This window comes from Mycolicibacterium moriokaense (genome assembly GCF_010726085.1).
Classification (GTDB): Bacteria; Actinomycetota; Actinomycetes; order Mycobacteriales; family Mycobacteriaceae; genus Mycobacterium; species Mycobacterium moriokaense.
This window is the reverse complement of sequence record NZ_AP022560.1, coordinates 707,265-734,202: the sequence shown is the minus strand read 5'-3', so window position 1 is coordinate 734,202 and position 26,938 is coordinate 707,265. Positions and strand designations below refer to the sequence as shown.

The window sequence follows — 26,938 nt, the reverse complement described above, 5'->3', positions numbered from 1 at the left end:
CGCGCGAGCAGACGCGACACGCCCTCATTGCGCGGCGTGTCGCGGGGTTTCGCGTCTGCTCGCGGTCAGCGCTGGGGGACGGCCGTCGGCTTGATAGGCGCGGGCAGCGCGGTCTTGCCCATCAGGTAGCGGTCCACGCCTGCGGCCGCGGCGCGGCCCTCGGCGATCGCCCACACGATGAGCGACTGCCCCCGGCCCATATCGCCCGCCACGAAGACCCCGGGCACCGTCGTCGCGAAGTCCTTGTCGCGCGCGACGTTTCCGCGGTCGGTGAACTCGACGCCGAGGTCGGTCAGCAACCCCTCACGCTGCGGGCCGACGAAGCCCATCGCCAACAGGACGAGATCGGCCTCCAGCTCGAAGTCGGTGCCGTCGATCTTCTCGAACTTGCCCGCCCTCATCTCGACCTCGTGGCCGCGCAGATGCGTCACCTTGCCCTCACTGCCGAGGAATTCCTCGGTGTTGACCGAATAGACGCGCTCGCCGCCCTCCTCGTGTGCCGAGGACACCCGGAACATCAGCGGGTAGACCGGCCACGGCGTCGAATCGGCGCGCTCGTCCGGCGGGCGCGGCATGATCTCGAACTGGTGCACGCTCTCGGCGCCCTGTCGATGCGAGGTGCCCAGGCAGTCCGCGCCGGTGTCGCCGCCACCGATGATGACGACCTTCTTGCCCTTGGCGGTGATCGGCGGCTGGCCGTCCTCATCGACGACGTCATCGCCGTGTTGTACGCGGTTGGCCCACGGCAGGAACTCCATCGCCTGATGGATGCCGTCGAGCTCCCGTCCCGGGATGGGCAGATCACGCCAGGCCGTCGCGCCGCCGGCGAGCACCACGGCGTCGAACTCGGAGCGCAGCTGCTGGGCGGTGATGTCGACGCCGACGTTCACGCCCGGCCGGAACTCGGTGCCTTCGGCCTTCATCTGCTCGAGGCGCCGATCGATGTGGCGCTTCTCCATCTTGAACTCGGGGATGCCGTATCGCAGCAGACCGCCGATGCGGTCCTCGCGTTCGAACACCGTGACCGAATGGCCGGCACGTGTGAGCTGTTGTGCCGCAGCAAGACCGGCGGGCCCGGAGCCGACGACGGCGACCTTCTTGCCGGTCCGCACCTGCGGCGGCAGCGGGACGACCCAACCCTGCTCGAAGGCGTTGTCGATGATCTCGACCTCGACCTGCTTGATGGTCACCGGATCCTGGTTGATGCCGAGGACGCAGGACCCTTCGCACGGTGCGGGGCACAGCCGCCCGGTGAACTCGGGGAAGTTGTTGGTGGCGTGCAGCCGCTCGATCGCGTCGCGCCAGCGGTCGCTGCGCACCAGGTCGTTCCACTCAGGGATCAGGTTCCCCAGCGGGCATCCGTTGTGGCAGAACGGAATGCCGCAGTCCATGCAGCGCGACGCCTGCACGCGCAGGGTGTCGTGGGAGAAGTCCTCGTAGACCTCTTTCCAGTCGAGCAGTCGCAGCGGGACGGGCCGTCGGGCCGGGGTCTCGCGCTTGGTGTGCTTCAGAAAGCCGCGGGGATCAGCCACCGGCGGCCGCCATGATCGCTTGGTCGACGTCCTCGCCGGTGCGTTCGGCCTCGGCGATGGCCTCGAGGACCCGCTTGAAGTCGCGGGGCATGACCTTGGTGAAGTGCTTCACTGTGTTGTTCCAGTCGCTCAAAATACGCTGTCCGACAGCGGAATCGGTGGCGTCGACATGCGCTTGGAGCATGCCCTGCAGCCATTGGAGGTCCTCGTCGTCGAGGCCCTCCAGTTCCACCATCTCGGCGTTCAGGTTCTCGGGCAGCTTGTTGTCCGGGTCGTAGACGTAGGCGATACCGCCGGACATGCCCGCCGCGAAGTTGCGCCCGGTCGGACCGAGGATCGCGATCTTGCCGCCGGTCATGTACTCGCAGCCGTGGTCACCGACGCCCTCGACGACAGCGTGGGCGCCGGAGTTGCGGACGGCGAACCGTTCGCCGACCTGCCCGCGGATGAACGCCTCACCGCTGGTGGCACCGAACAGGATCACGTTGCCCGCGATGATGTTGTCCTCGGCGACGTAGTCCTCGGGCGCGTTGTCCGACGGGCGCACCACGATCCGTCCGCCCGACAAGCCCTTGCCGACGTAGTCGTTGGCGTCGCCGTACACCCGAAGCGTGATGCCCTTCGGCACGAAGGCGCCGAAGCTGTTGCCCGCGGAACCGTCAAAGGTGATGTCGATGGTGCCGTCCGGAAGCCCCTGACCGCCATAGGCTTTGGTCACCTCGTGGCCGAGCATGGTGCCGACGGTGCGGTTGACGTTGGCGATTGTTGTAGAAAAACGGACCGGCGAACCGGAATCCAGCGCCTCCCGGCACATCACGATCAGCTGCTGGTCCAGCGCCTTGTCCAGACCGTGATCCTGACGCGAGCTGCAGTAGAGGTCCTGGTTCATGAAGGCCGACTCGGGCTCGTGCAGCACCGGCGACAGGTCCAGCTTGTGCGCCTTCCAGTGCTCAGCCGCCTGCGTCGTGTCGAGCGCGCCGACCTGACCTACCATCTCGTTGACCGTCCGGAAGCCCAACTGGGCCATCAACTCCCGGACCTCTTCGGCGATGAACATGAAGAAGTTCTCGACGAACTCGGGCTTGCCGGTGAACCGCTGGCGCAGCACCGGGTTCTGGGTGGCCACGCCGACGGGGCAGGTGTCGAGGTGGCAGACGCGCATCATGACGCAGCCCGACACCACCAGGGGTGCGGTGGCGAAACCGAACTCCTCGGCACCGAGCAGGGCGGCGATGACCACATCGCGACCCGTTTTGAGCTGACCGTCGACCTGCACCACGATTCGATCGCGAAGACCGTTGAGCAGCAACGTCTGCTGGGTTTCGGCCAGGCCGAGTTCCCATGGCGCGCCCGCATGCTTCATCGAGGTCAGCGGGGTCGCACCGGTGCCGCCGTCGTGGCCGGAGATCAGCACGACGTCGGCATGCGCCTTCGACACGCCCGCCGCGACGGTGCCGACGCCGTTCTCGCTCACCAGCTTGACGTGCACGCGCGCCTGCGGGTTGGAGTTCTTCAGGTCGTGGATCAGCTGCGCGAGATCCTCGATCGAGTAGATGTCGTGGTGCGGCGGCGGGGAGATCAGCCCGACGCCTGGCGTCGAGTGCCGGACCTCGGCCACCCACGGGTACACCTTGTTGCCCGGAAGCTGCCCGCCCTCACCAGGTTTCGCACCCTGGGCCATCTTGATCTGGATGTCGGTGCAGTTGGTCAGGTAGTGGCTGGTGACACCGAAGCGGCCGGACGCCACCTGCTTGATGGCGCTGCGCCGCCAGTCGCCGTTCTCCTCGCGGTCGAAGCGGTTGACGTGCTCACCGCCCTCACCCGAATTCGACCGTGCGCCAAGGCGGTTCATCGCGATGGCCAGCGTCTCGTGGGCTTCCGCCGAGATCGAGCCGTAGCTCATCGCACCGGTGGAGAAGCGCTTGACGATCTCGCTGGCCGGCTCGACCTCGTCGAGCGGCACGGGCGGACGTTCGCCCTCCTTGAACTTCAGCAGACCGCGCAGCGAGGCCATCCGCTCGCTCTGATCGTCGACCAGCTTGGTGTACTCCTTGAAGATCGAGTACTGGCCGGTGCGCGTCGAGTGCTGCAGCTTGAACACCGTGTCCGGGTTGAACAGGTGGTACTCGCCTTCGCGGCGCCACTGGTACTCGCCGCCGACCTCGAGCTCGCGGTGCGCCCACTCGTCGGGCCGGTCCAGATACGCCAGCGCATGGCGCGCGGCGACGTCGTCGGCGATGTCGTCGAGGTCGATGCCGCCGACGGGGCACGTCAGGCCCGTGAAGTACTCGTCGAGCACCTGCTGGCTGATGCCGATGGCCTGGAACAGCTGCGCTCCGGTGTAGGACGCCAGGGTGGAGATGCCCATCTTGGACATCACCTTCAGCACACCCTTGCCCGCGGCCTTGACGTAGTTGGCCTTGGCCTGGTCGCTGGAGATACCCGAGATCACGCCGCGGTCGACCATGTCCTCGATCGACTCGAACGCCATGTAGGGGTTGATGGCGGCGGCGCCGAAGCCGACCAGGCACGCCATGTGGTGGACCTCGCGGGCGTCGCCGCTCTCGACGACGAGCCCAACCTGGGTGCGGGTCCGGTCGCGCACCAGGTGGTGATGGACGGCCGAGACGCTCAGCAGCGACGGGATGGGCGCCATCTGCTCGTTGGACTCGCGGTCGGACAGCACGATGATGCGCGCACCTTCGCGAATGGCCTCCGAGACCTTGGCCCGGACGTTGTCGAGTGCCTCCTTGAGCCCCTGTCCCCCGCGGTTCACCGGGTAGAGACAGCGGATGACGGCCGCACGCAGACCATGCTTGTGGCCGCGGATCTCGTGGTCGGGGTCAACGCAGATCAGCTTCGACAATTCGGCGTTGCGCAGGATCGGCTGCGGCAGCACGATCTGGCGGCACGAGTCGGGGCCCGGATTGAGCAGGTCGCCCTCCGGCCCGACGGTGCCCTGCAGGCTGGTCACCACCTCTTCGCGGATGGCGTCCAGCGGCGGGTTGGTGACCTGAGCGAACAGCTGCTGGAAGTAGTCGTAGAGCATCCGCGGCCGCTGGGACAACACGGCAACCGGGGTGTCGGTGCCCATCGAGCCGAGCGGCTCGGCCCCGGTGCGCGCCATCGGGGCGACGAGCAGGTTCAGCTCTTCGTAGGTGTAGCCGAAAGCCTGCTGGCGCAACACGACTCGGTGATGCGGCATCCGCACGTAGTCACCGGCGGGTAGGTCCTCGATCTTGAACAGACCGGCGTCCAGCCACTCCTGGTACGGATGTTCGGCGGCGAGTTCAGCCTTGATCTCCTCGTCGTCGACGATGCGGCCCTGCGCGGTGTCGACCAGGAACATCCTGCCGGGCTGCAGGCGCATCTTCTTCACGACGGTCGACGGGTCCAGATTCAGCACGCCGGCCTCGGAGGCCATCACGACGAGGCCGTCCTTGGTGACCCAGATGCGCGACGGACGCAGGCCGTTGCGGTCCAGGACCGCGCCGATCACGGTGCCGTCGGTGAACGTCATCGACGCGGGGCCGTCCCACGGCTCCATCAGCGACGCGTGGTACTCGTAGAACGCCCGCCGGGCCGGGTCCATCGACTCGTTGCGCTCCCAGGCCTCCGGGATCATCATCAGCACCGCATGCGGCAGGCTGCGGCCGCCGAGGTGCAGCAATTCGAGCACCTCGTCGAAACGGGCGGTGTCCGACGCGCCCGGGGTACACACCGGAACGATCTTGTCGAGGCCCTGCGCGCCGAAGACGTCGGTCTTGATCAGCGCCTCACGTGCGCGCATCCAGTTCTCGTTGCCGGTCACGGTGTTGATCTCGCCGTTGTGGGCGATGCGCCGGAACGGATGGGCCAGCGGCCAAGACGGGAACGTGTTGGTCGAGAACCGCGAGTGCACGATGCCCAGCGCGCTGGTGAGCCGTTCGTCCTGCAGATCCAGGTAGAACGCCTTGAGCTGCGGCGTGGTCAGCATGCCCTTGTAAACGAAGGTCTGCCCGGAAAGGCTTGGGAAATAGACGGTTTCGCGTCCGGGGCCATCCTGACCGGGCCCCTTGGTGCCGAGTTCGTGCTCGGCGCGCTTACGCACCACGTAGGCGCGGCGCTCCAGCTCCATGCCCGACGCCCCGGCGAGGAACACCTGGCGGAAGGTCGGCATCGCGTCGCGGGCCAGGGCGCCCAGCGACGAGTCGTCGGTGGGGAGCTCGCGCCAGCCCAGCACCTCGAGGCCCTCGGCCTCGGCGATCTTCTCGACCGCTTCGCAGGCGGTGGCGGCGTCCTTGGCGGACTGCGGGAGGAAGGCGATGCCGGTCGCGTAGCTGCCGTACTCGGGCAGGTCGAAGTCGACGACCGCGCGCAGGAACTCGTCGGGGACCTGTATCAGGATGCCCGCACCGTCGCCGGTGTGGGGCTCCGCGCCCTGAGCACCGCGGTGCTCGAGGTTCACCAGCGCCGTGATCGCCTTGTCGACGATGTCGCGGCTGCGGCGGCCGTACATGTCCGCGACCATGGCCACGCCACACGCGTCATGCTCGAACGCGGGGTTGTACAGCCCTTGACTGCTGGGCGCCATTCCCACCTACCCTTTTCCGCACGCCTAACGAAGATTCCGCTGGCCAACCATCGACGACGGCCTTCTTGCCGTTCCGGCGAGGGAGGTTCCTTCGTGCAGCACTGAACGACGGCCCAAATTCCCACTCGCCACAAGTGGACAAAACGATATGACAAACGAGGCGTGACATGCCAACTTAGGACGCCCTAACCGCCAGGTCTCCGCGTGCCCGCGGAGCGGCCGAGGCGGGCGGCGAAATGCACCGAAACGCGTTGTTCCCATTGGCATTTCGGCCAAGCGCCCGAATGGCATCCACATTGCGAAACAAGTCACCCCTACCGATACCTCGCCTCACTTGTTTGCTGAAACACAAGCTTAGGGGTTTACCCAGCGCCGCCGGGTTCAAACAAGTTTGCACAAAGCCTAGCCAGATTCTTAGAGAACGGCCCGCACACTCACCTCGGGGCGAAGGTCCAGCCTGCGCAGCAACTGGGCGTTGGCCGCCACCACCACGGTCGAGGCTGACATCAAGATCGCACCGACCGACATCGGCATCACGAACCCGATCGGCGCCAGCACACCCGCCGCCAGCGGCACCGAGATCAGGTTGTATCCCGCTGCCCACCAAAGGTTCTGCTTCATCTTGCGGTAGGTCGCCTTGGACAGCGCGATGACCGAGAGCACCGACCGCGGGTCCGAGCTCGCGAGAATCACACCGGCAGAGGCGATCGCCACGTCGGTGCCCGCGCCGATCGCGATGCCCACGTCCGCCTGCGCGAGCGCAGGAGCGTCGTTGACGCCGTCGCCGACGAACGCCACCTTCAACCCCTCCTGCTGGAGCTCGGCCACCTTCGCGGCCTTGTCTTCGGGCCGCACACCTGCGAACACGCGGTCGATGCCGAGATCGTCGGCCACCGATCGGGCCACCGACTCGGCGTCGCCTGTGATCATCACCACCTCGATGCCCACCCGGTGCAGTGCGTCGACGGCCTGACGGGACTCCGGACGCACCTCATCGGCCAGCTTGAGCGCCCCGGCCACCACGCCGTCGACGAGCACATGCAGCACGATCGCGCCCTCGTCGCGCCACGGCAGCACGTCGGGCAGCTCGTCCTGCCCGGCCTCGTCGAGCAGGCGGGGGCCGCCGACCCGGACCCGCTGCCCGTCCACCACCGCCTCGACCCCGACCGCAGGCGACGAGCTGAACCCCGACGACCGGGGGATCGCCAGCTCTCGTCTGCGGGCGGCCTCGACGATCGCGTGGGCCAGCGGATGCTCCGAGTCGGCCTCCGCGGCCGCGGCCAGCGCCAGCACGTCGTCCTGCGCGCGGCCCGAGCCGGCGGCGATCGCGGTGACCGTGGGCTCACCCTTGGTCAGCGTCCCCGTCTTGTCGAACAGCACCGCGCCGACGGTGCGCATGCTCTCCAGAGCCAGCCGGTCCTTGATCAGGACGCCGCCGCGCGCGGCGCGTTCGGTCGCGATGGACACCACCAGCGGGATCGCCAGCCCCAGCGCGTGCGGGCAGGCGATCACCAGCACCGTGATGGTGCGCACCACGGCCTCCTGGGGCTGGCCCAGCAGGCCCCATACGGCGGCGGTGACGACCGCAACCCCCAGCGCGAACCAGAACAGCCAGCCGGCCGCCGTATCCGCGATCCGCTGCGCCCGCGACGACGAGTTCTGCGCCTCGGTGACCAGTCGCTGGATGCCCGCCAGCGCGGTGTCGTCGCCGACGGCGGTCACCCGCACGCGCAGGCCGGAATCGGTGGCGACGGTGCCCGCGACGACGTGGTCGCCTATGCCGCGGCGCACGGGACGGGACTCGCCGGTCACCATCGACTCGTCGACGTCCGCGGTTCCGTCCACGATCTCGCCGTCGGCGGGGACGCTGCCGCCTGGCCGCACGACCACCACGTCGCCGACGCGCAGCTCCGACGGCGCGACGGTCTCGGTGGCATCGCCGACCACACGCTCGGCCTCGTCGGGCAGCAGTGCGGCGAGCGAGTCCAGCGCCGAGGTGGTCTGCGCCAGCGACCGCATCTCGATCCAGTGGCCCAGCAGCATGATGACGATCAACAGCGCCAGCTCCCACCAGAAGTCCAGCTGGTGGTGCAGCAGGCCGAGACTGGCCCCCCACGACGAGACGAACGCCACGGTGATGGCCAGCCCGATCAGAAGCATCATTCCCGGTGCGCGAGAACGGATTTCGCTGACAGCGCCGGTGAGGAACGGTCGGCCACCCCACGCGTACATCACCGTGCCGAGCACCGGGGACACCCATTGCGCGCCGGGGAACTGCGGGACGGTGTAGCCGAGGATCATCGCGAACATCGGCGAGAACGCGACCGTCGGCACGGCCAGCACGAGCATCACCCAGAACAGCCGCCGGAACGCGGCGACGTGATCGCCGTGTGCCGCATGACCGCTGCGGCCTTCGTGGTCCTCATGACCGGTGGACATCTGGTGCTGTGTGTGGCCAAGCTCGGTCATGGCGATGAGTATATACCCCAGGGGGGTATATAGGCCAGGGGTCGCCCGTCACGCTGTATCGCGATGTCACACCCGTTGAACACCCCGTTGGGCCGCTTCGGCATCGTGACGTCGTCCGACGGCCCCGACGGTTGTGTCGCGTCCATCCCCGCCGGGCAGATGTTCAATCCGCTGACCGGCGCCTTGACGATCGCCCCCTTGGCGATGCTCGTCGACCATGTCGGCGGCCTGGTCAACCACCGCCGTCGCGCCGACGGCGAGTGGACGCTCTCCAGTGAGCTGTCGCTCGAGGTCCGCCCGGATGCGGTCGACGTCATCGCCGAGGCGCCCGACGTACCCGTGGCGGCGACGTCGAAACCGTTCGGCGTGAAGAGCGACGTCGCCCTTGCGCTCTGCGAGTTCACCCACCGAGACGTCACGCTGGCCACCGCCACCGTGCGGTCGTTCTACATCAGCGCGCCGGGAGACCTCGCCGAGTTCCCCGACGGTCCGACCGGTCCGTTGCCGCCCGGCACGCTGAGCGATCGGATGGCGGTCCGGGTCGCCGAGAGCGGCGGTGCGGCGAAGGTCCTTCAGCAACTGGCTGACCCGGTGCTGAACAACAGCCTCGGCATCGTGCACGGCGGCGTGTCCGCCATGGCACTCGAGTTGGTAGCCTCCGCCGCGATCAACGAGGGCCGCGAGGACCAGCCGCTGCGGACCGCGTCGCTGCGGGTGAACTACATCCGCCAGTTCGTCGGCAGCCCCGAATCGCGTTATGTCGGAACGGCTTTACGGGTGGGACGTCGCAGCGGTATCGGCGAGGCGCAGGCCATCGGTCCCGACGGTAAGGCGGCCATCGTCGCACGGCTCACCGCGTACGCCTGACCGTCGAAATCCACGATCTCAGGAAAAGTTCGAGAAGAAGTCTGCAAGACGGGGGTTTCGACGTAAGCATGTGGCATGACCTCAACGGCGCCCAGGACACCCCTTCTTCACGCCACCTCGTTGATCGACGGTGAAATCGTCGAGCAGAACGACCTCGGGTCGCTCACCCGAGTCACCGCCGACACACTCCCGATCCTGTCCGGTCTGTCGATCAAACGGGCCGTCATCAACCCCGGCGCGATGCGCACACCGCACTGGCACGCCAACTGCACCGAGCTCACCTACTGCATCTCCGGCACCTCGCTGGTGTCGGTGCTCGACAGCTACTCCAAGTTCTCCAGCTTCACGATCTCGGCAGGCGAGATGTTCCACATCGACTCCGGGTCGCTGCACCACATCGAGAACATCGGTGAGGAGCCGGCGGAGTTCATCCTCGCGTTCCGCAGCGAGCGTCCCGAAGACTTCGGTCTGGCAGCGTCTCTCGGCGCGATGACCGACGCCGTGCTGGGCAACACCTATGATCTGCCCGCCGCCGACTTCGCCAAGATGCGCCGCGACACCACCGACCGAAAGTTCGCCGCCCGCGCAGGGGATCCCGAGATTCCGTCGACGGCGCGGTTCGACGATCCGCACAAGTTCGCCGTCGAGGCGCAGAGCCCTGCGATCGGCGTCGCGGTCGGTTCGGCACGGCTGGCCCGCGCGCAGTACTGGCCGGCGCTCAAGGACATATCGATGTACTCGCTACGGATCCGCGAAGACGGTATGCGTGAACCGCATTGGCATCCCATCACCGCCGAAATGGGCTACGTCCACAAGGGTTCCGGGCGCATGACCGTGATGGGCCCCGACGGGTCCCTAGACACGTACTACCTCAGGGAGGGCGACGTGTACTTCATCCCGCGCGCCTACCCGCACCACATCGAGGTCGTCGATGCACCGGACATCCACTTCGCGATCTTCTTCGATCAGCCGATGCCCGGCGACATCGGTTACCGCGCCTCGGCGAGCGCGTACTCCAGGGAGGTGCTGGCCGCGACGTTCAACATGCACATCGACGACCTGCCCGCCTTCCCGTTCACCAAGACCGACCCGTTGATCGTCAACCGGTGCAATCCGGTGGATCCGGTCGCGGCCGGTTAGCTACTTGGCCGAGGACTTCTTCGCCCGGCCCGCGGCGGCCTTCTCCGTCTTGGCGCCCGCGTTGGCCAGCTTGCCGCCCGAGTTCTCGAGGTGCGCACGGACGAACCACTGGAACTTCTCCAGTTCGCCCGCCTGGCTGATGAACAGGTCCTGCGAGACCAGGTCGAGGTCCTCGAGGCGGTCGATGGCCTTACGGGTGTCCTCGATTACGCCCGTGTACACCAGGTCCAGCGCCGCAAGATGCGCCTGCACCGTGTCGCGCTCGACCGAGTAGTCGTCCCAGGTGCGGTCGTTGATGATCGCTCCCGGTGTGCCCTTGGGTGAGGCGCCCAGCGCCGCGATCCGCTCGGCGACGTCGTCGGCGTATCCGCGGACGAGTTCGACCTGCGGGTCGATCATCTCGTGCACGCCGATGAAGTTCGGTCCCACGACGTTCCAGTGCACGTGCTTGAGCGTCAGGTGTAGGTCGTTGTACCTGCTGAGTGCCTTCTGCAAAATCTCAGCGACCTCGGCGCCCTGCTTGTCGGACAGTCCGGGAATGGTGAACGCAGTCATCGAATGGCTCCTTCGCGTAATCGATCTCCCGCGACGTGTACCCGCATGCCTCGACGCAAAACCCCAGATGGAATGCCCGTCACATATCGGCGAGCTTCGGTATCGCCTGCCTCGGGCCGAATCGCGGATTCACCGCAAGACCACTGACTTCCAAGAGCCGGACCGCGCGGTGGCGGTGCGGGCGCAGTGGCTCGAGCAGCTCGACCATCGCGGGATCGTCGATCGGATGTCCGAGCAGGCTCCAGCCGATCATCTTGGCCAGATGGAAGTCGCCCACCGACAGCGCGTCGGCATCCCCGAACGCGCGCTGCGCGATCTCGGCCGCGGTCCACTCTCCCACGCCGGGCAGCGACATCAGCGCCGCTCGCGCCTGCGCCGGCGGGCGACCGGCCAGCCGTTCCAGCGAGTCGGCCCGCTGGGCGCAGCCCACGATCGTGCGGGCGCGGCCGGGGTCGACGTTGGCGAGGTGAAACTCCCACGACGGGATGCGCCGCCACACCTCGGCCGTCGGCGGCACCCGCATGTGCGTGGGCGCAGGACCGGGCGCGGGCGCCCCGTACTTCGTGACCAGCGACCGCCACGCCCGCCGGGCGTCCTTGCCGTAGACCCGCTGTTCCAGCACCGCAGGAACAAGCGCCTCGAGCACCCGGTCGGTGCGGCCCAACCGCAGGTACGGGACCCGTCGATGGGCGGCGGCGATCGTCGGCTCGGCAGGAACGAAGTCCGACGCGTCGTCGTCATACCCGAGCTGGCGCGGCAAAGATTCGGTGAATTCCGTTGCGCCGCAGCCCCAAGCCTCACACTCCACGGTGTCGGGTGCGGATTTCGTGATGCGAGCCGTGACGGGGCCGCTGCGCATCAGGCTGGTGCGCCAGATCGCGCCGTCGGCGGAGTCGTGGTAGCACGGGTCGGCACGGCCGCGGCGCAGCGGCGACAACGTCAGTCCCGGACTGGCCGGACCCGCGAAGACGACGCTGACCGAGCGGTACACCCGATCAGGCTATGCGACCGAGACGACAGCCTTGTCCGGATAGAACGCCAGATGACCGGCGATCGCGGCCACTGCGGGGTAGGGCGCCTCGTATGTCCAGATCGCGTCCTCGACGGTGTCCCCGCCTTTGGTGACGACGTGGTAGTAGCTCGCCTCGCCCTTGTACGGGCAGTACGTCTGTGTGTCGCTCTCGCGCAGAACCGAGGCCACGACGTCGCCCCTCGGGATGTACTGGACAGCGGGATACGTCGACTCCTGCAGGGTCAGCGCGTTGTCGGTCTCGGCCACCACCTCACCGTTGACGCTGACGGTGACGTGCGCACCGGTCGGCTCGACTGTGATGGGGTGGGCCGCGGTGGGCTCCAGGACGGGTCGATCGCTCATGTGATGACCAACGTGGCGGCACCGCTCAGGATTCCGGTGCCGCTGGCTACGATCGCCGCATGAGTGAACACGGTCCCGCGACCGCCGAGGCTTCAACCGACATCGCCGCCGACCCGGCGACGGTATATGCGCTGATCACCGACCTGTCCACGCTCGCATCGCTGGCCGAGGAGGTCAACGCGATGCAGTGGCACAAGGGCGACCGTGTCGCACCCGGCGCCGTCTTCAAGGGCCACAATCGCCAGGGCAGCAGGAAGTGGACCACCACCTGCACCGTCACCGAGGCCGAGCCGGGACGGACGTTCGCCTTCGACGTGAAGAGCCTCGTCATCCCCGTCGCGCACTGGCGCTACGACATCACCGCCACCGACGGCGGGTGCACGGTCACCGAACGCACCTGGGACAAGAGGCCCGGATGGTTCCGCACGCCTGCGGGCATCGCGACAGGGGTACGCGACCGTGACAGCGCCAACGGCAAACACATCGAGCTGACTCTGCAGCGGCTGAAGGAACGCGCCGAACGGGCGTAGCTGTCAGGGGCGGCCGGCGATCTTGTCGGCGACCACGGCGATCGGCGACGTCCTCTTGATCCCGCGGGCCTCGTGCCAGTCGGCGGCCTTGTACGCCAGATACATCCCGCGTACGCCGATCCATCGCAACGGCTCGGGTTCCCAGTCGCGTGATCGGTGGCCGACCCACGGCAGCTCGGTGAGCGGTGTCTGCCGTCCGAGCACCAGGTCGGTCAGGGTGCGGCCGGCCAGGTTGGTGGCGGTGACGCCGTGTCCGACGTAGCCACCCGCCGCGCCCAAACCCGTTACCTTGTCGAAGGTTACGCATGCCTCCCAGTCGCGCGGCACGGCCAGCACACCGCACCACGCGTGCGCGATCGGGATGTCGCGGGTCTGCGGCAGCGCCGCGTGCAGCACGGAGGTGAGATGCACGATGGTGCGTTCCGGCACCCGGCCGTCGACATCGGTGCGGGAGCCGAAGCGGTAGGGCACGCTTCGGCCACCGATCGCGATGCGATCGTCCACGGTGCGTTGGGCGTAGAAGAAGCCGTGCGCGGTGTCGCCGAGCGTCTCGCGACCCTGCCAGCCGATCGTCTCCCAAATCTCCTGGGGGATCGGCTCTGTCGCGATCATCGAGCTGTTCATCGGAAGCCAGCGCCTGCGCAGCCCCGGCAGCTTGGCGGTGAAGCCCTCCGGGGCGCGCAACACGACGGGCGCGCGGACGGTGCCCAGTGGGGTCCTGACCCGCCCCGGCCCGATCTCGATTGCCGGTGTTCGTTCGTAGAGGTCGACGCCGAGCCGTTCGACCGTGTCGGCCAGGCCGCGCACGAGATGGGCCGGCTGAATCCGTGCGCAGTGCGGGTTGTGATAGGCCGACACCACGCCGTCGATCCGAATACGTTGCGCCGACTCCTCTTTCGTCAGCTCGGCGATTCCGTCGACCTTCCAGGACCGTTCTTCTTCGACCTCGGCCGCCAGCCTCGACGCCTGGGCGCGGTTGCGGGCCACGTGCAGTGTGCCGCCCTTGACGATGCCCGCGTCGATACCTTCACGTTCGGTGACATCGATGACCTCATCCACCGCGTCGTTGAGGGCCTGCTGCCAGGCCAGGACGCTCTCCCGGCCGTACTGCTTCGCCATCCGGTTGCGATCGCCGGGCACCAGCCCCGACAGCCACCCCCCGTTGCGGCCCGACGCGCCGAACCCGGCGAACCGTCCCTCCACCACGACGATGCGCAACGTCGGGTCGGCGCGTTTCAGGTAGTACGCCGTCCACAGCCCGGTGTAGCCGGCGCCGACGATGCAGACGTCGGCGTCGCGGTCACCCGGGAGCGCTGGACGGACGGCGGGAAGCTGGTCGTACCAGTGCGAGATGCGGCCGTTGACAGGACTGACAGTTGACACCTTCTGATTCTGGCAGGGCCGGCCAGTGGTCTAATCGGCAGATGACCGGCCTCGACCGCACAGGCGCGGTTTTCGTGTTGACGCTTGGCGACGACGAGAACCGCTTTCACCCGGATCGGCTGGCCGCCATCAACGCCGCGCTCGACGAGGTCGAGGCCGCCGACGGCGCCAAGGCGGTCGTCACAACGGGTGTCGGCAAGTTCTACTCCAACGGACTGGATTTGGACTTCATGGCCGCCAACCCGGACGCCGCCGAGGCGAACCTGAACGACGTCCACGCGTTGTTCGCGCGCGTGCTGGCGTTTCCCGCACCGATCATCGCCGCGGTGCAGGGCCACGCGTTCGCCGCGGGCGCGATGCTGACGCTGGCACACGACCAGATCGTGATGCGCGCCGACCGGGGTTACTTCTGCCTGCCCGAGGTCGATCTGGGCATTCCGTTCACCGCGGGCATGAATGCGCTCATTCGGTCGCGGCTGCCGAGCGCCACGGCGCACGAGGCGATGACGACCGCACGCCGCTACGGCGGTGAGGACGCGCAGCGGGCAGGCATCGTGGCGGCCACAGCGGGCGAAGGTGAGGTGCTCGGTACCGCGGTCGCGCGGGCCGAGGCGCTCGCCCCGAAGGCGGGCGCGGTGTTCGGGGCGATCAAGGCCCGCCTCTACGCCGAGGTCATCGCCGAGTTGAAGACCAGCTGACTCAGAACGCGTAGCGGTGGTATTGCGCCATGTACCGCAGGGCCGGTGCCAGCGACATCACGGCTGCCATCGCACGGTAGTACCAGGCGACCTCTGCGAACGACGCGGAGTCGAACGGCGATTGGAAAGCCAGCAGCCGCACACCAGGAACAACGTCCACGATGTCGTCGGGTCCGTTGATCGCCCAATAGAGCGTCGCCCCGGACCGGCGGACCACCGCGTTGAGCCACTGCGACCGGATGCCCAGCCGGTTGAACGCGTCGAACTGCAGTTCCCCGGATGGGAAGGCGTCGACAATGCGCCGAAACAGGGCGACACCGTCGGATTCGGTGAGGTACATGGTCAGCCCCTCGGCGATCATCAGCGTCGGCCGGTCCGAGCGCACGTCGGCCAGCCACGCCGGATCGGTCACCGATGCGGCGACGACGTGGTAGTGGTCCCGACTCGGGAAGAGTTGCCTGCGCAGGTCGGCGACGTCGGGATAGTCGACGTCGTACCACTCGACCCCGGGACCGGGATCCAGCCGGAAGGCACGTGCGTCCAGGCCGCAGCCGAGGTGCAGAACCGTCGCTTCGGGATTGACCGCCAAAAACTGCCTGGCCCAGTGGTCGAAGTGGGCGCTGCGGGTCGTGACCGACGGCGAATTGGCTTTGGTGATCGTCGTCTTCGACCAGTCGTAGTCGATGCGGTCGACGATGTCCTTGGCCCACCTGTCGCCCAGTATCGGCTTCGACAGGTCGGCGTCCAGCGCCTTGGCGTAGACGGTGGCCAGCATGGTCTGCGGTGCACCCGACAGGTCGACGTGCAGTTTCTCGCCCACACATCCGAGGCTAGACTCGCCGCGATCCGAACCGCCAACGGCTGAACACTGTACGGCGTGGCGTTCAACGAATAGCGTTGACATACATGCGGATCGACGTGCACGCCCATTATTGGACCGAGGCCTATCTGGACCTGCTCGCCGGTCTCGGCAAAAGCGACACCGCCACCCAGCGCGGGATCGGCGCGGGCGACGGCGACGAGGTCAATGCGCGGCTGCGGTTGATGGACCGTGCGGGTGTCGATCTGCAGGTGCTCTCGGCCGCCCCGCAGTTGCCGTACTCCGCCGACGCCGACGGGGCCGTCGCCGCGGCCCGCCGGGTCAACGACGAGTACGTCGCGCTGGTCTCCGCGCATCCCGACCGCTTCCGCGCGTTCGCGGCCACCCCGATGCCGCACATCGACGCCTCGATCGCCGAAATAAACCGTGCCCTAGATGAATTGGGCATGGTCGGTGTCACGATGAACACCAGTGTGCTCGGCCGCGCGATCACCGATCCGGACTTCGAGCCGATCTTCGCCGAACTCGACTCCCGCAACGCGGTGCTGTATCTGCACCCGGCGGGCAACGGCGCCTGCTCACCGCTGGTCACCGATCACAACATCACGTGGATGGTCGGTGCGCCGTTCGAGGACACCATCGCGGCGATGCAGCTGATCACCTCCGGGCACCTGCAGAAGTACCCCGGGGTGAAGATCATCTGCTCACATCTGGGCGGCGCACTGCCGATGTTCACGCGGCGGGCCGACGATCACCTCGTATGGGAGGCACCCGACACCCCGGAGCCGCCGAGCCAGGCCGTGCACCGGCTGTGGTTCGACACCGTCACCCATTGCCACGGCCCCGCTTTGCGTTGCGCCATAGACTCTTTCGGCGCTGACCGGATTCTGCTCGGTACTGACTTCCCCTACGAGGACGGCGACACCTTCGTGCGCGCAGTCGACTACGTGATGGAGGTGGCCGACCCCGGCGAGGCGCACGCGATCCTCGACGCGAACGCCATGGCGCTGTTCCACCTCACCTAGGCGGCCATACCTAGGCCGCCATCGCCAAGTCCTCGGTGAACACCGTTTCCAGGGTGTCCAGGTCGCCCGTCTGCGCGGCCACGGTCAACGCCACCACCAGACGCCGCCGATCCGCGCCGCTGGGTTCCTCGCGCCGTTCTGCGGCAAGATGTTTGCGGGCGCGACTGACGAGTTGACGCGCGTTCGCCTGGCTCACCTCGATGATGGCCGCGACCTCCGCGTACGAATAGTCGAAGGCCTCCCGAAGCACATACGCGGCGCGCTCGGGCGGTGACAGCCGCTCGAGCAGAGTGAGGGCCACGAACTCCAAAGCCTCGCACTGTTCGACGCAGTGCAGTGGATCCGCCTCGTGGTCGACGGGATCGGGCAGCCAACGGGTGACGTGGGTTTCGTGACGTGCGCGTGCCGACTGCACCGAGTTGAGCGCGAGCCGCTTGGTGGTGGTGGTCAAGAAGGCGATCGGATCCAGGACGACGCTGCGGTCACACAGCTGCCACCTCAGCCAGGCGTCCTGCACGATGTCCTCGGCCTCATCGCCGTCACGCAGAACGCGAAAGGCGATGCTGTACAGCCGATCTCGGCATTCAAGGAACGTCACTGCGGCCTCCTCGAGCGTCGCGTTCATGGCAATCCTTCGTTTGAGTAGGTCCATGAGGGCGTCAAACAGCCGAGCCGCCGCCGTCGACATGCAGGGTCGAGCCGGTGATGAAGCTGGCTCGTGGTGACGCGAGAAATAGCACCGCCTCGGCGATTTCGGCGGCATGCGCGGTCCGGCCCAGCGGCAGTGCGCGGCCGAGCTCCTCGTTCGTCTCGCCCCATTCGGCCGCCACACCTTCGGTGCGGGTCGGGCCGGGCGCGACGGTGTTGACCCGCACGCCATGCTCGCCGAACTCGGCGGCCCACGTTCGGGTCAGCGACTCCAGCGCCGCCTTCGACGCGCTGTAGCCGGATGCCCCGGCGACGCCCTTGGAGGCGACCATGGAGGTGACGTTGACGATGCTGCCGCGGCCACGTTCGAGCATGCCCGGCACCAAGCCGGCCACCAGGAAGTACGCACCGCGGACGTTGGTGTCGAAGATCGACTCAAACACGGTGACGTCCTGCTCGACGGTGGCGGCGCCGGTGAAGTTCGCCGCGTTGTTCACGACGACGTCGACGGCGCCGACCTGCTGCACCAGCGAGTGCACCGACTCCATGTCGGACAGGTCAGCCTGGACGAAGCGCGCCTTCTCACCGAGCCGGGCCGCCGCCTGCTCACCGCGCTCGCGGTCACGGCCGGAGATGATCACCGTGGCCCCTTCGGAGGCCATCAGCCTGGCCGACTCCCAGCCGATCCCCGCGGTGCCACCGGTGATCAGTGCGACGTGATCTGCAAGTTCCACACTTTCATCGTCGCGAGCGCGACCGCGTAGCGGACCCTTGAAAGTCCGTAGTCGAACCGTGGTCCGCTAGGTGACCTCGGCTCGCCCGCGCAGCTGCCGACGCGACTTGATGCCGAGCTTGGCGAAGACCTTGCGCAGGTGCCATTCGACGGTGTGTGCGCTGATGAACAGCTGGGCGCCGATCTCCTGGTTGGTCAGCCCGGAGCCTGCGAGCTGGGCGATCTGCGCCTCCTGCGCCGTCAACCCCTCCCCTGATCCCACCGTCTGCTTACGGGTCTTCTCGCCGGTGACCAACAGCTCGCGCCGGGTCCGCTCGGCGAACGCCTCGGCGCCCATCCGGACGAACATCTCGTGCGCGATGCCCAGCTGTTCGCGTGCGTCCACCCGACGGTGCTCGCGGCGCAGCCACTCGCCGAACAGCAGATGCGCGCGCGCCAGGTGAACGGTGATCCGGGTGCGCCCGAACCGTTCGATCGCCTCCCGGTAGTGGTCCTCCGCGGTCTGCCCTTCGGCCAGCAGCGCACGGGAACGGGCAAGCGCCCCCAGCGACCACTCGGTTCCGCAGGCCGCCGTCTCCTCGAGCCGCTCCATCGCAGCGTGTGCCACGTCTAGGTTGCCGCTTCTGGCGGCCGCCTCGATGAGCTCGACCAGGGTCCATTTGTAGAAGCCGAGATCTTCGCTCTCACAAGACAGTTGAGCCGCAGCCAACGCCTCCTCGTAACGGCCGAGGCCGTTGTACAGCGTCGCCTTGGCCGAGCCGTACATGCCCACGACACGACCCTCCCCGCGCGCTCTCGCCCGTTCCGCAGCCGCCTCGAGGAGTCGCTCCGCCTCGGCCTCGCGGCCGCGCCAGATGGCGACGGAGATCGCGTGGTAGCGCAGCGGCTCGTATCCGGTCGCGGCACTGATCGCCTCGGCCTCTTCGAGCAGCGTCGCCGCCGCGTCGATTTCACCCGCGTAGACGTAGACACCGGCGCGGGTGGCGAGGGCGAGCGGCAGCACGACCAGCGCACCGGCATCGCGCGCGAGCCGGACGGCGGTGGTGGCCAACCTGTGCCACAGCTCGTCATCCCACAGCTCACCCGTCGCCGATTCCTGGGCGATCGGGAACGCCAGCCAGAACCACCGGGTGACGTCGTCGTCGCCACGTTGAGTCGCGTCGAGGATCTGGGTGATCGCCTCACGCAGGATCGGCAGGCTCGGCGCGTGACCTTCGGTGATGCGGATCGCGAGCCCGTCCAGCAGCAGATCGTAGGGCCGCGGATGTTGTGCCGGCGGCGCGTGGCGCGCCGGTTCGGCCACCACCACCGGGCCGCCGTGCGGGCACAACCGGCCGGCGTACATGGCGGCGCCGAGCGCCTGCAGGTACGTTTCGCGAGCGAGCCCGGCGTCGAGTCCCTCGAGTCCCCTTGCCGCTTGCAGCAGGCCGAGCGCGGTGTCGGCGACCGGTGTCCCGTCGTGTTCGGCGGCCCGGCTCTGCACGAATGCGATCTGGGCGCGGAGCCGGGCGACCTGCGCGCGCTGCAGGTCGTCGAGCGGGCTCAACTCCGCCATCGCCAGCATCTCCTGCGCCGCGTCGGGTGAGGTGGCCGCGAACTTCGCCTGGGCGGCGGCCAAGGCTCGCGCGCCGCGCCGCACCGGGTCGAGTGTCAGCTCGGCGGCCCGCTCCAGGAACGCGGCTGCGGCGGCCACCCCGCCCTTGCCCTGCGCCCGCTCGGCCGACCGCTCCAGTTCGTCGGCCACCTCCTCGTCGGTGCCGATCGTCGCGATCGCGCCGTGCCAGGCGCGCCGATCGGGGTCCGACTCCGGATCCGTCGCCTCGGCCAGTGCCCGATGCACCTCACGACGTTCATCGACGTCCGCCGCGCGGTACGCCGCCGACCGGATCAGCGGGTGCCGGAACCGCACGCGGGCGCCGATCTCGATCAGTCCCTCGGCCTCGGCATGCGCGGCGACGTCGGTGGTGATCCCGAGGCTGCGAGCCGCCCGGATCAGCAGCGCCTTGTCGCCGACCGGTTCCGCGGCCGCGGTGAGCAGCAGGCGTTGGGTCGGCATCGGCAGCGATTGGATGCGCCGCAGGAAACTCTGCTCGATATGCCCCGCGGGTGGGCGCGCGTCGGGACGGCCGAAGCCGCCCTCCGCCGCGGCGGGATCACGCGGCAGCTCGAGCAGCGCCAGCGGGTTGCCGCGTGCCTCGGCAACGATCCGATCGCGCACGCGGTCGTCGAGCCGACCATGGATGACCGAGTCGAGCAGCGCACGCGCGTCGCTGTCGGACAGACCGCGAATCGCCAACTCCGGCAAGCCCTTCAGCTCGTCATCGGTGCCGTCGCGGACCGTGAATACCAGCGCGACGGGTTCGGCGAGCAGGCGGCGTGCGACGAAGGCGAGCGTCTGTGCCGAGACGCGGTCGAGCCACTGCGCATCGTCGATGACGCAGAGCAGCGGTTGGTCCGAGGTGGCCTCGGCCAGCAGGCTCAGCACCGCGAGGCCGACGAGGAACCGCTCCGGCGCGGGCCCCGCGCTCTGTCCGAACGCGATCGCCAGTGCGTCACGCTGGGGGGCCGGCAGCCGGTCGAGACGGTCGAGCATCGGGGCGCACAACTGGTGCAGGCCCGCGAATGCCAGATCGAAGTCGGCTTCGACGCCGGCCGCCTGCGTCGTGCGGAACCCGGTCGCGCGGTCGGCGACGTAGTCGAGCAGCGCGGTCTTGCCGACACCGGACTCGCCGCGCATCACGAGCACCTGGCTTTGTCCGGTGCGGGCAGCGTCGAGCACCCGGTCCAGCGCCTCGCACTCGTCACTTCGTCCGAGCAGGCGCTGATCGCTGCCAGCCATGACTACCGCCCGATCTTGATGCCCGGATTCAGGCTAGCCGGTGGCGCCCTCCGTGGCAGAGGCGTCTTTGCGCTTGGCCTTGCGCAGGCCGACCCAGAATCGCGCGGCCTCCCGGATCGACTCCTCGACGGGCCTTGGCTCCCAGCCGAGTTCCGTCTTGGCCTTGGTGCAGTCGACGGGCGCCTCCGCGCGCATGAGGCGCAGCGATCCCAGCGACAGTTGTTCGTCGGTGCCACGCAGCGTGGCCTTCACCGTCCCGAGCGCCGCCAACGCGTACGCGAGCGGCAACGGAATCGACTTCGTGGGCGCGGGCACACCGGCAGCCTCGGCGGCGATCCGCACGACCTCGGCGTTGGTGATCAGCTTCTCCGAGATCAGATAGCGCTCGCCGACCCGGCCGCGTTCGGCCGCCAGCAGTAGGGCGCGCGCCGCATCGTCGATGCCGACCGCCTCGAGCTCGATCTTGTCCATCACGAACGGCAGCTTGCCGAATGCCGCGCCCGCGATGATCGCGCCGTGCGGGGTCCGGCCCCAGTCTCCCGCGCCGTACGTCGTCGACACGCACATCGCGATGGCGGGCAGGCCGTGCTCGCGTGCGTAGGACAACACGAGCTCCTCGGCCTGCACGCGCGACCGCACGTACGGCGTCAGTCCCTTGCCGCCGTCGGCGATGATGTCGTTCTCCGTGGCGACGTGTCCGCGCTTGCGGCCGACGGTCACGTAGCTGCTGGTGAAGATAAACCGGTGCAGCCCAGCGTCTTTCGCGATCTCGAGCACATTGCGTGTGCCCTCGACGTTCGTATGGAACAGCGGGGCGGGATCGCGCAGCCAGCCGCGGGTGTCGACGACGCAGTAGTAGACGTCGTCGACCCCGGCCATCGCCGCGCGCAGGGTGTCGTTGTCCCAGATGTCGCCGATGAACCGGGTGACGTCGATGTCGTCGATGCCGATGGTGTTGGCGGATTCGCGCACCATGACGCGCACGTCCGCTCCGCTCTGCACGAGCTGGCGGGTGACGTGGCTGCCGAGATAACCGTTGGCGCCGATGACAAGTGCGGTCACGGCTGCCCTCCGTACTTCTTCAGCCACTCGGCCGCCTCATCCGGCAGCGTGCCGAGCTCCTCGGCCTTGCGGCACCACTTCATCGCCGCCTTCGCGAACCGCAAGGGGTTGTAGACGTCCTCCTGGCGGCACCACAGGCCGTCGCCTGCGTAGGTGATGATCGAGATGTTGGTGGCGCTGATGATCGTGCCGTCGCCCGGGTCGCGCATCGGGTTGTCGAGCTCGCAGATCACCCTGCCCGTCGCCTCGTCGAAGACCTTCCACAGCGCCGGGAACGACGTCATGTAGCTGCCGGGGAAGGACTCCATCGTCGCCCAGATCCAGGGCCGCACCTCCTCGCGGCCGCGCATTGTGCCCGCCGCGTGTTCGACGTAGGTCACGTCGGGTGTGTACTGCTCAACCCACGGATCCCAGTCCCTGGTCTGGGCGGCGTGGTCGACCGTCGCCTCGAACTTCTCGAACGCCGCGGCCAGCTCGTCGCGGCTGAAGGTAGGGGTCGTCACACTCAGAACTAGAACACGTTCTACTGCTGTTTGTCGAGCATCGGGCGGGATCATAATTCCGTAATCTCTGCGCGGAACACCGACGTCGCGCCGACGGTTATACAGGCACTATGACGCAGCAATACAACAAGAATCCCGCCGCGGTGGCCGCCTTGTCGCCAGAGCGGTACCACGTCACGCAGGAGAACGGCACCGAGCGGCCGTTCACCGGTGAGTACTGGGACAACCACGAACCCGGCATCTACGTCGACGTGGTGTCCGGCGAACCGCTGTTCGCGTCGGTCGACAAGTTCGACAGCGGCACCGGCTGGCCGAGCTTCACCCGGCCCGTCGACCCGGCCAACGTGGTGGAGAAGCGCGACTTCTCCCACCTGATGATCCGCACCGAGGTCCGGTCCGCCAACGGCGACAGCCATCTCGGTCATGTGTTCAACGACGGGCCGCGGTCCGAGGGTGGGTTGCGCTACTGCATCAACTCCGCTTCGCTGAAGTTCATCCACCTCGACGATCTCGACGCCGCGGGTTACGGCGAATACAAGAAGCTGTTCACGAACCAGGAGGCACAGGCATGAGTGAGTACAAGAAGGCGATTCTGGCGGGCGGCTGCTTCTGGGGCATGCAGGACCTGATCCGCAAGCAGCCCGGCATCGTCAGCACCCGGGTCGGTTACACCGGTGGCGAGAACGACCACCCGACGTACCGCAACCATCCCGGCCATGCCGAGGCCATCGAGATCATCTACGACCCCGCGCAGACCGACTACCGCGCGCTGCTCGAGTTCTTCTTCCAGATCCACGATCCGACGACCAAGAACCGGCAGGGCAACGATGTCGGCACCAGCTACCGGTCGGCGATCTTCTATCTCGACGACGAACAGAAGCGCACCGCGGACGACACCATCGCCGACGTCGACGCGTCGGGGCTGTGGCCGGGCAAGGTCGTCACGGAAGTGACTCCCGCAAGCGAGTTCTGGGAGGCCGAGCCCGAGCACCAGGATTATCTGGAGCGCTATCCGAACGGCTACACCTGCCACTTCCCGCGGGCCGGCTGGAAGCTGCCCAAGCGGGAGACCGTCTGACTATTTCCCGTGGGCCCGTAACTGATAGAGCCCACGGGTGACGGCCACGGTCTGGCCGGCTTCGTCACGGACCACCGCCTCCAGCGCGAAGTCGGCCTTTCCGTTTTCCGAGGCTTCGGTTTCGACGCGGCGCACTTCGTCGTCCGCGAGGGACGCTTCGGCCCGCAGATCCGAACGAGCCATCCCGACGAACTCGATGTCGACCTTCTTCACCAGCGGGTAGTACTTGGTGGGATCGAAGCTCGCGATCGCGATGATCCCGCCGAGGATCTCGGCCACCGCGAACTGGACGCCGGCGTACACGACGCCGAAGTGGTTGCCGTTCTCCGCCAACGGCACAGTGGCGGCCGCGAACCCGCGACGCGCCTCAGCCGCCTTGATACCCAACTTGTGCGCCGCGGGGATGGTCGCCGCCATCCCGTCGTTCATCATGTCGACGAGACTCATACGACGAAACTAGCCGACAGACCTCACCGTCGACGCAGTGTGACCAGCCCGCCGGCCTTCGGGGTGAAGGCGATACCGCGGAAGTGAACCTTCTCGTCGGGGGCGTTATCGGTCTCGATCACGAACTCCCGCAAGATCGTTCGCAGCACCACGTCCAGCTCGGCGTTGGCGAACGCCGCCCCGATGCACCTGCGCGTGCCACCGCCGAACGGCACCCACGCCGTCGGCGTCCTGGTGTTCAGGAACCGGTCGGGGTCCAACCGTTCGGGATCGGGAAACACCTCGGGATCGGCGTGCACGTGGGCAAGCGCGAGCATCACGGTGTAGCCGCGCGGAATCCGCCACTCGCCGAGGTCGAAATGTGGTGCCAGCACATGGCGTCCGGAGAAGTCGATCACCGTGCGGTTGCGCTGCAACTCCTGGATGAAGGCCTGGCGGTACTCGTTGCCGCCCGCGTCGTTCTCCTCCACCAGCTTGGCGAGGATGTCGGGGTGGCGACGCAGCCGCTCGAATGCCCAGCCCAACGTCGATGCGGTGGTTTCGTGGCCCGCACCCAGCAGCGTCAGCAACTCGTCGGAGACGTCCTGATCCGACATCGGCGTGCCGTCCTCATAAGTGCTGCGCAACAGCAGCGCGAGGATGTCGGTGCGTTCCTCGAACCGCGGATCGGACCTCGCCTTGTCGATCAGCGCGAAGACCGTTCGGTCGAAGTTGCGGCGGAACTCGGTGAGCCGGCCCCACGGGCTGTAGCGGGTCGTGTTGAACGACGGCTCCGGCAGCGTCGCCATCCGCGAACCGAGTTCGGCCCACGGCGGGATGATCTCGCGCAGGTAGTCCAGTTCAGCGCCGTCGGCACCGAACACAGCGCGCAGGATCACGCTGAGCGTGATTCGGTTCATCGGCTCGAGCGTGCGAAACTCCTTGCCCTCCGGCCAGTTTGCACTCTCGCGCAGCGTCTCCTCTTCGATGATCTTCTCGTAGTTCTTGATGCTCTGGCCGTGGAAGGGCGGCGCGAGCAGTTTGCGGCGCGCCCGGTGCTCCGTGCCGTCCAGCGCGAAGACCGAACCCGGTCCGAAGATCCGGCTGAGGTTCGGCTGGACGTTGATCAGGTCGTCCGTGCTCGCCAGGAAGACCTGCCGCACGAGCTTCGGATCCGAAACCACCACGCTGTGACTGAAGAACGGCACGTTGATGGCGAACACGGAGCCGTAGCGCTTCTGCGCGTAGCTCAGGAACCGTCGGCGGAAGCCTGCCAGCAGGACTCCTTGGACCGCCTTGGGCAGGCGCACGACGGGCGGCATCTTCCCCTGGGTCGTCGGGGCTTCGGTGTCGATGGTCGCTGCGTCAGTCATCGCCTCTCCTCTGCCCGCGGGCCGCGCTCTCCCGACGGACTATCTGGTACTACGCTGTACCGTAGCTTTGTGTAGTACGGTACCGGTTAGTACCACCCCTTCGCAAGGGGTCGGATGGAGGCGAGATGACGACTGCGCTCAACCAAGGTGTGCGTGATTCGCAGTCGGGTGACACCCCTGACCCGTTCCGCGACCGGTTACTGGACGGCATGGCCGCATCGATCATCGAGCGCGGATTTCGCGACACCACCGTCGCCGACATCGTCCGGCACGCCCGCACCTCCAAGCGCACCTTCTACGAGCGGTTCGCCAGCAAGGAAGAGTGCCTGATCGAGCTGCTCCGCCGGAACAACGAGATCCTGATCGCAAACATCCGCAACGCCGTCGACCCCGAGGCGGACTGGCAGGAGCAGATCCACCAGGCCGTCAACGCCTACGTGGGCCACATCGAAGCCAGGCCCGAGGTGACGCTGAGCTGGATCCGTGAGCTTCCCGCACTTGGCGCCGTGGCCCAGCCGCTGCATCGGCAGGCCATGGAACACCTGACCGACATGCTGGTCGAGCTCAGCGACAGCCCCGGGTTCCGGCGTGCGCACATCGCGCCGCTGTCGCGCCCGCTGGCGCTGATCGTGTTGGGCGGTCTGCGTGAACTGACCGCGCTGTTCGTCGAGGACGGTCGAGATGTACGCGGCATCACCGACCACGCGATCACTGCGGCGACGGCGATCCTCGGCCCACGCTAGCGCAGGATCAGCCGCGCCGACTTCTCCAGTCGCTCAGCGATTTCCGCGTACGACGCATAGCCCATCCCGCTGCGGACCAGCGCGCCGGCGTACAGCAACTCCAACGAGTCGATGACGTCCGGATCGATACCCGGCCCGAGCGCCAGGGTTAACCGGTCGCGGATGTCGCGCCCGATACGCAACCGCAGCGCCTCCACGTCGGGGTCCTTACCCAACAGCGCGGTGGTCACCGCGCCCGCGAACTCCGGCTCGTCGGCGACCAACAGCGCGATGTGGCGGAGCACCTCGATGACGCGCGTAGCCGGGTCACCGGAGTCGTGTGCGGCGGGTGGGGACGCGGCGAGCCTGCGCCAGAACACCTCGGCGACCAGGTGCTCCTTCGACGAGAAGTAGGTGTAGGCCGTCGCTGCTCCGACACCCGCTTCGGCGGCCACCCGACGCACGGTCAGAGCGGCGAAACCATCTCGGTGAAGGAGCTCGACCGCGGCCCTGCCCAGACGATCAACAGTGTCAGCCTGCTTGGCGGTCAGACGGCGCCGAGTCGACTCCAAGGTCGCGTCGGACAC

Annotated in this window: 24 protein-coding genes; 8 read left to right on the top strand and 16 right to left on the bottom strand. The window is 67.7% G+C overall.

Annotated features, from left to right (window positions below):
* Positions 1–65: 65 nt before the first annotated feature.
* From G6N43_RS03480 to G6N43_RS03470, 3 genes are all read right to left on the bottom strand, one after another.
* Complete coding sequence (locus G6N43_RS03480) at positions 66–1,532, bottom strand: glutamate synthase subunit beta (RefSeq protein WP_083157228.1); 1,467 nt, start codon at positions 1,530–1,532, stop codon at positions 66–68.
* Positions 1,525–6,105 (bottom strand): glutamate synthase large subunit, encoded by a 4,581-nt coding sequence (gene gltB, locus G6N43_RS03475; protein ID WP_083157229.1) that lies wholly within the window; start codon positions 6,103–6,105, stop codon positions 1,525–1,527. Before gltB ends, G6N43_RS03480 begins: the two co-directional genes overlap by 8 nt.
* 414 nt (positions 6,106–6,519) lie before the next feature.
* Positions 6,520–8,574 carry a heavy metal translocating P-type ATPase gene (locus G6N43_RS03470; RefSeq protein ID WP_083157230.1) on the bottom strand — a complete coding sequence of 685 codons (2,055 nt, stop codon included), beginning with the start codon at positions 8,572–8,574 and terminating at the stop codon, positions 6,520–6,522.
* Between the two features lie 63 nt (positions 8,575–8,637).
* On the opposite strand from G6N43_RS03470, the gene G6N43_RS03465 reads away from it, so the two are divergent.
* The gene (locus G6N43_RS03465; protein ID WP_083157231.1) at positions 8,638–9,441 is read left to right on the top strand and encodes a PaaI family thioesterase; all 804 of its coding nucleotides are present in this window, start codon (positions 8,638–8,640) and stop codon (positions 9,439–9,441) included.
* Between the two features lie 75 nt (positions 9,442–9,516).
* Positions 9,517–10,581 (top strand): cupin domain-containing protein, encoded by a 1,065-nt coding sequence (locus G6N43_RS03460; RefSeq protein ID WP_083157232.1) that lies wholly within the window; start codon positions 9,517–9,519, stop codon positions 10,579–10,581.
* Here G6N43_RS03460 and G6N43_RS03455 read toward each other — a convergent pair whose 3' ends face one another.
* The 3 genes from G6N43_RS03455 to G6N43_RS03445 form a co-directional block, all read right to left on the bottom strand.
* Complete coding sequence (locus G6N43_RS03455; RefSeq protein ID WP_083157233.1) at positions 10,582–11,136, bottom strand: Dps family protein; 555 nt, start codon at positions 11,134–11,136, stop codon at positions 10,582–10,584.
* A gap of 79 nt (positions 11,137–11,215) precedes the next feature.
* Positions 11,216–12,127 (bottom strand): DNA-3-methyladenine glycosylase family protein, encoded by a 912-nt coding sequence (locus G6N43_RS03450; RefSeq protein WP_083157234.1) that lies wholly within the window; start codon positions 12,125–12,127, stop codon positions 11,216–11,218.
* A 9-nt stretch (positions 12,128–12,136) separates the two neighbouring features.
* A complete protein-coding gene (locus G6N43_RS03445) occupies positions 12,137–12,511 on the bottom strand; it encodes a DUF427 domain-containing protein (RefSeq protein ID WP_083157235.1) in 375 nt (124 codons plus the stop codon).
* 59 nt (positions 12,512–12,570) lie between these two features.
* Between G6N43_RS03445 and G6N43_RS03440 the strand changes: the two genes are divergently transcribed.
* Complete coding sequence (locus G6N43_RS03440) at positions 12,571–13,041, top strand: SRPBCC family protein (RefSeq protein WP_083157236.1); 471 nt, start codon at positions 12,571–12,573, stop codon at positions 13,039–13,041.
* Between the two features lie 3 nt (positions 13,042–13,044).
* Here the strand turns inward: G6N43_RS03440 and G6N43_RS03435 are convergent, their stop codons facing one another.
* Entirely contained in the window at positions 13,045–14,424 is a 1,380-nt protein-coding gene (locus tag G6N43_RS03435; protein ID WP_083157237.1) for an NAD(P)/FAD-dependent oxidoreductase, read from the bottom strand.
* A 41-nt stretch (positions 14,425–14,465) separates the two neighbouring features.
* Between G6N43_RS03435 and G6N43_RS03430 the strand changes: the two genes are divergently transcribed.
* Entirely contained in the window at positions 14,466–15,122 is a 657-nt protein-coding gene (locus tag G6N43_RS03430; protein ID WP_083157238.1) for an enoyl-CoA hydratase-related protein, read from the top strand.
* Position 15,123: 1 nt separating this feature from the next.
* Here G6N43_RS03430 and G6N43_RS03425 read toward each other — a convergent pair whose 3' ends face one another.
* Entirely contained in the window at positions 15,124–15,897 is a 774-nt protein-coding gene (locus G6N43_RS03425) for a class I SAM-dependent methyltransferase (RefSeq protein ID WP_234810303.1), read from the bottom strand.
* A 131-nt stretch (positions 15,898–16,028) separates the two neighbouring features.
* On the opposite strand from G6N43_RS03425, the gene G6N43_RS03420 reads away from it, so the two are divergent.
* Positions 16,029–16,967, top strand: coding sequence for an amidohydrolase family protein (locus tag G6N43_RS03420; protein WP_083157240.1), 939 nt, complete (start codon positions 16,029–16,031; stop codon positions 16,965–16,967).
* Between the two features lie 10 nt (positions 16,968–16,977).
* On the opposite strand, the gene G6N43_RS03415 is transcribed toward G6N43_RS03420, so the two are convergent.
* From G6N43_RS03415 to G6N43_RS03395, 5 genes are all read right to left on the bottom strand, one after another.
* Complete coding sequence (locus tag G6N43_RS03415) at positions 16,978–17,592, bottom strand: sigma-70 family RNA polymerase sigma factor (protein WP_110810549.1); 615 nt, start codon at positions 17,590–17,592, stop codon at positions 16,978–16,980.
* 34 nt (positions 17,593–17,626) lie between these two features.
* The gene (locus tag G6N43_RS03410; protein WP_163657972.1) at positions 17,627–18,349 is read right to left on the bottom strand and encodes an SDR family NAD(P)-dependent oxidoreductase; all 723 of its coding nucleotides are present in this window, start codon (positions 18,347–18,349) and stop codon (positions 17,627–17,629) included.
* Between the two features lie 66 nt (positions 18,350–18,415).
* The gene (locus tag G6N43_RS03405; RefSeq protein ID WP_083156941.1) at positions 18,416–21,187 is read right to left on the bottom strand and encodes a helix-turn-helix transcriptional regulator; all 2,772 of its coding nucleotides are present in this window, start codon (positions 21,185–21,187) and stop codon (positions 18,416–18,418) included.
* Between the two features lie 33 nt (positions 21,188–21,220).
* Entirely contained in the window at positions 21,221–22,249 is a 1,029-nt protein-coding gene (locus G6N43_RS03400) for an NAD-dependent epimerase/dehydratase family protein (protein ID WP_083156940.1), read from the bottom strand.
* Positions 22,246–22,752 (bottom strand): nuclear transport factor 2 family protein, encoded by a 507-nt coding sequence (locus G6N43_RS03395; RefSeq protein ID WP_083156939.1) that lies wholly within the window; start codon positions 22,750–22,752, stop codon positions 22,246–22,248. Before G6N43_RS03395 ends, G6N43_RS03400 begins: the two co-directional genes overlap by 4 nt.
* Before the next feature lie 110 nt (positions 22,753–22,862).
* Here G6N43_RS03395 and msrB point away from each other — a divergent pair, with 110 nt between their 5' ends.
* Positions 22,863–23,324, top strand: a complete 462-nt coding sequence (msrB, locus tag G6N43_RS03390) for a peptide-methionine (R)-S-oxide reductase MsrB (protein ID WP_083156938.1) — start codon at positions 22,863–22,865, stop codon at positions 23,322–23,324.
* Entirely contained in the window at positions 23,321–23,830 is a 510-nt protein-coding gene (gene msrA, locus G6N43_RS03385) for a peptide-methionine (S)-S-oxide reductase MsrA (RefSeq protein ID WP_083156937.1), read from the top strand. The genes msrB and msrA overlap by 4 nt, the downstream gene beginning before the upstream one ends.
* On the opposite strand, the gene G6N43_RS03380 is transcribed toward msrA, so the two are convergent.
* A complete protein-coding gene (locus tag G6N43_RS03380) occupies positions 23,831–24,277 on the bottom strand; it encodes a YiiD C-terminal domain-containing protein (protein ID WP_083156936.1) in 447 nt (148 codons plus the stop codon). It lies immediately after the preceding gene.
* Positions 24,278–24,300: 23 nt separating this feature from the next.
* Positions 24,301–25,629 carry a cytochrome P450 gene (locus G6N43_RS03375; protein ID WP_083156935.1) on the bottom strand — a complete coding sequence of 443 codons (1,329 nt, stop codon included), beginning with the start codon at positions 25,627–25,629 and terminating at the stop codon, positions 24,301–24,303.
* Between the two features lie 125 nt (positions 25,630–25,754).
* Here G6N43_RS03375 and G6N43_RS03370 point away from each other — a divergent pair, with 125 nt between their 5' ends.
* The gene (locus tag G6N43_RS03370) at positions 25,755–26,372 is read left to right on the top strand and encodes a TetR/AcrR family transcriptional regulator (RefSeq protein ID WP_083156934.1); all 618 of its coding nucleotides are present in this window, start codon (positions 25,755–25,757) and stop codon (positions 26,370–26,372) included.
* Here G6N43_RS03370 and G6N43_RS03365 read toward each other — a convergent pair.
* Complete coding sequence (locus G6N43_RS03365) at positions 26,369–26,938, bottom strand: TetR/AcrR family transcriptional regulator (RefSeq protein WP_083156933.1); 570 nt, start codon at positions 26,936–26,938, stop codon at positions 26,369–26,371. The two genes, G6N43_RS03370 and G6N43_RS03365, sit on opposite strands and share 4 nt — an antisense overlap.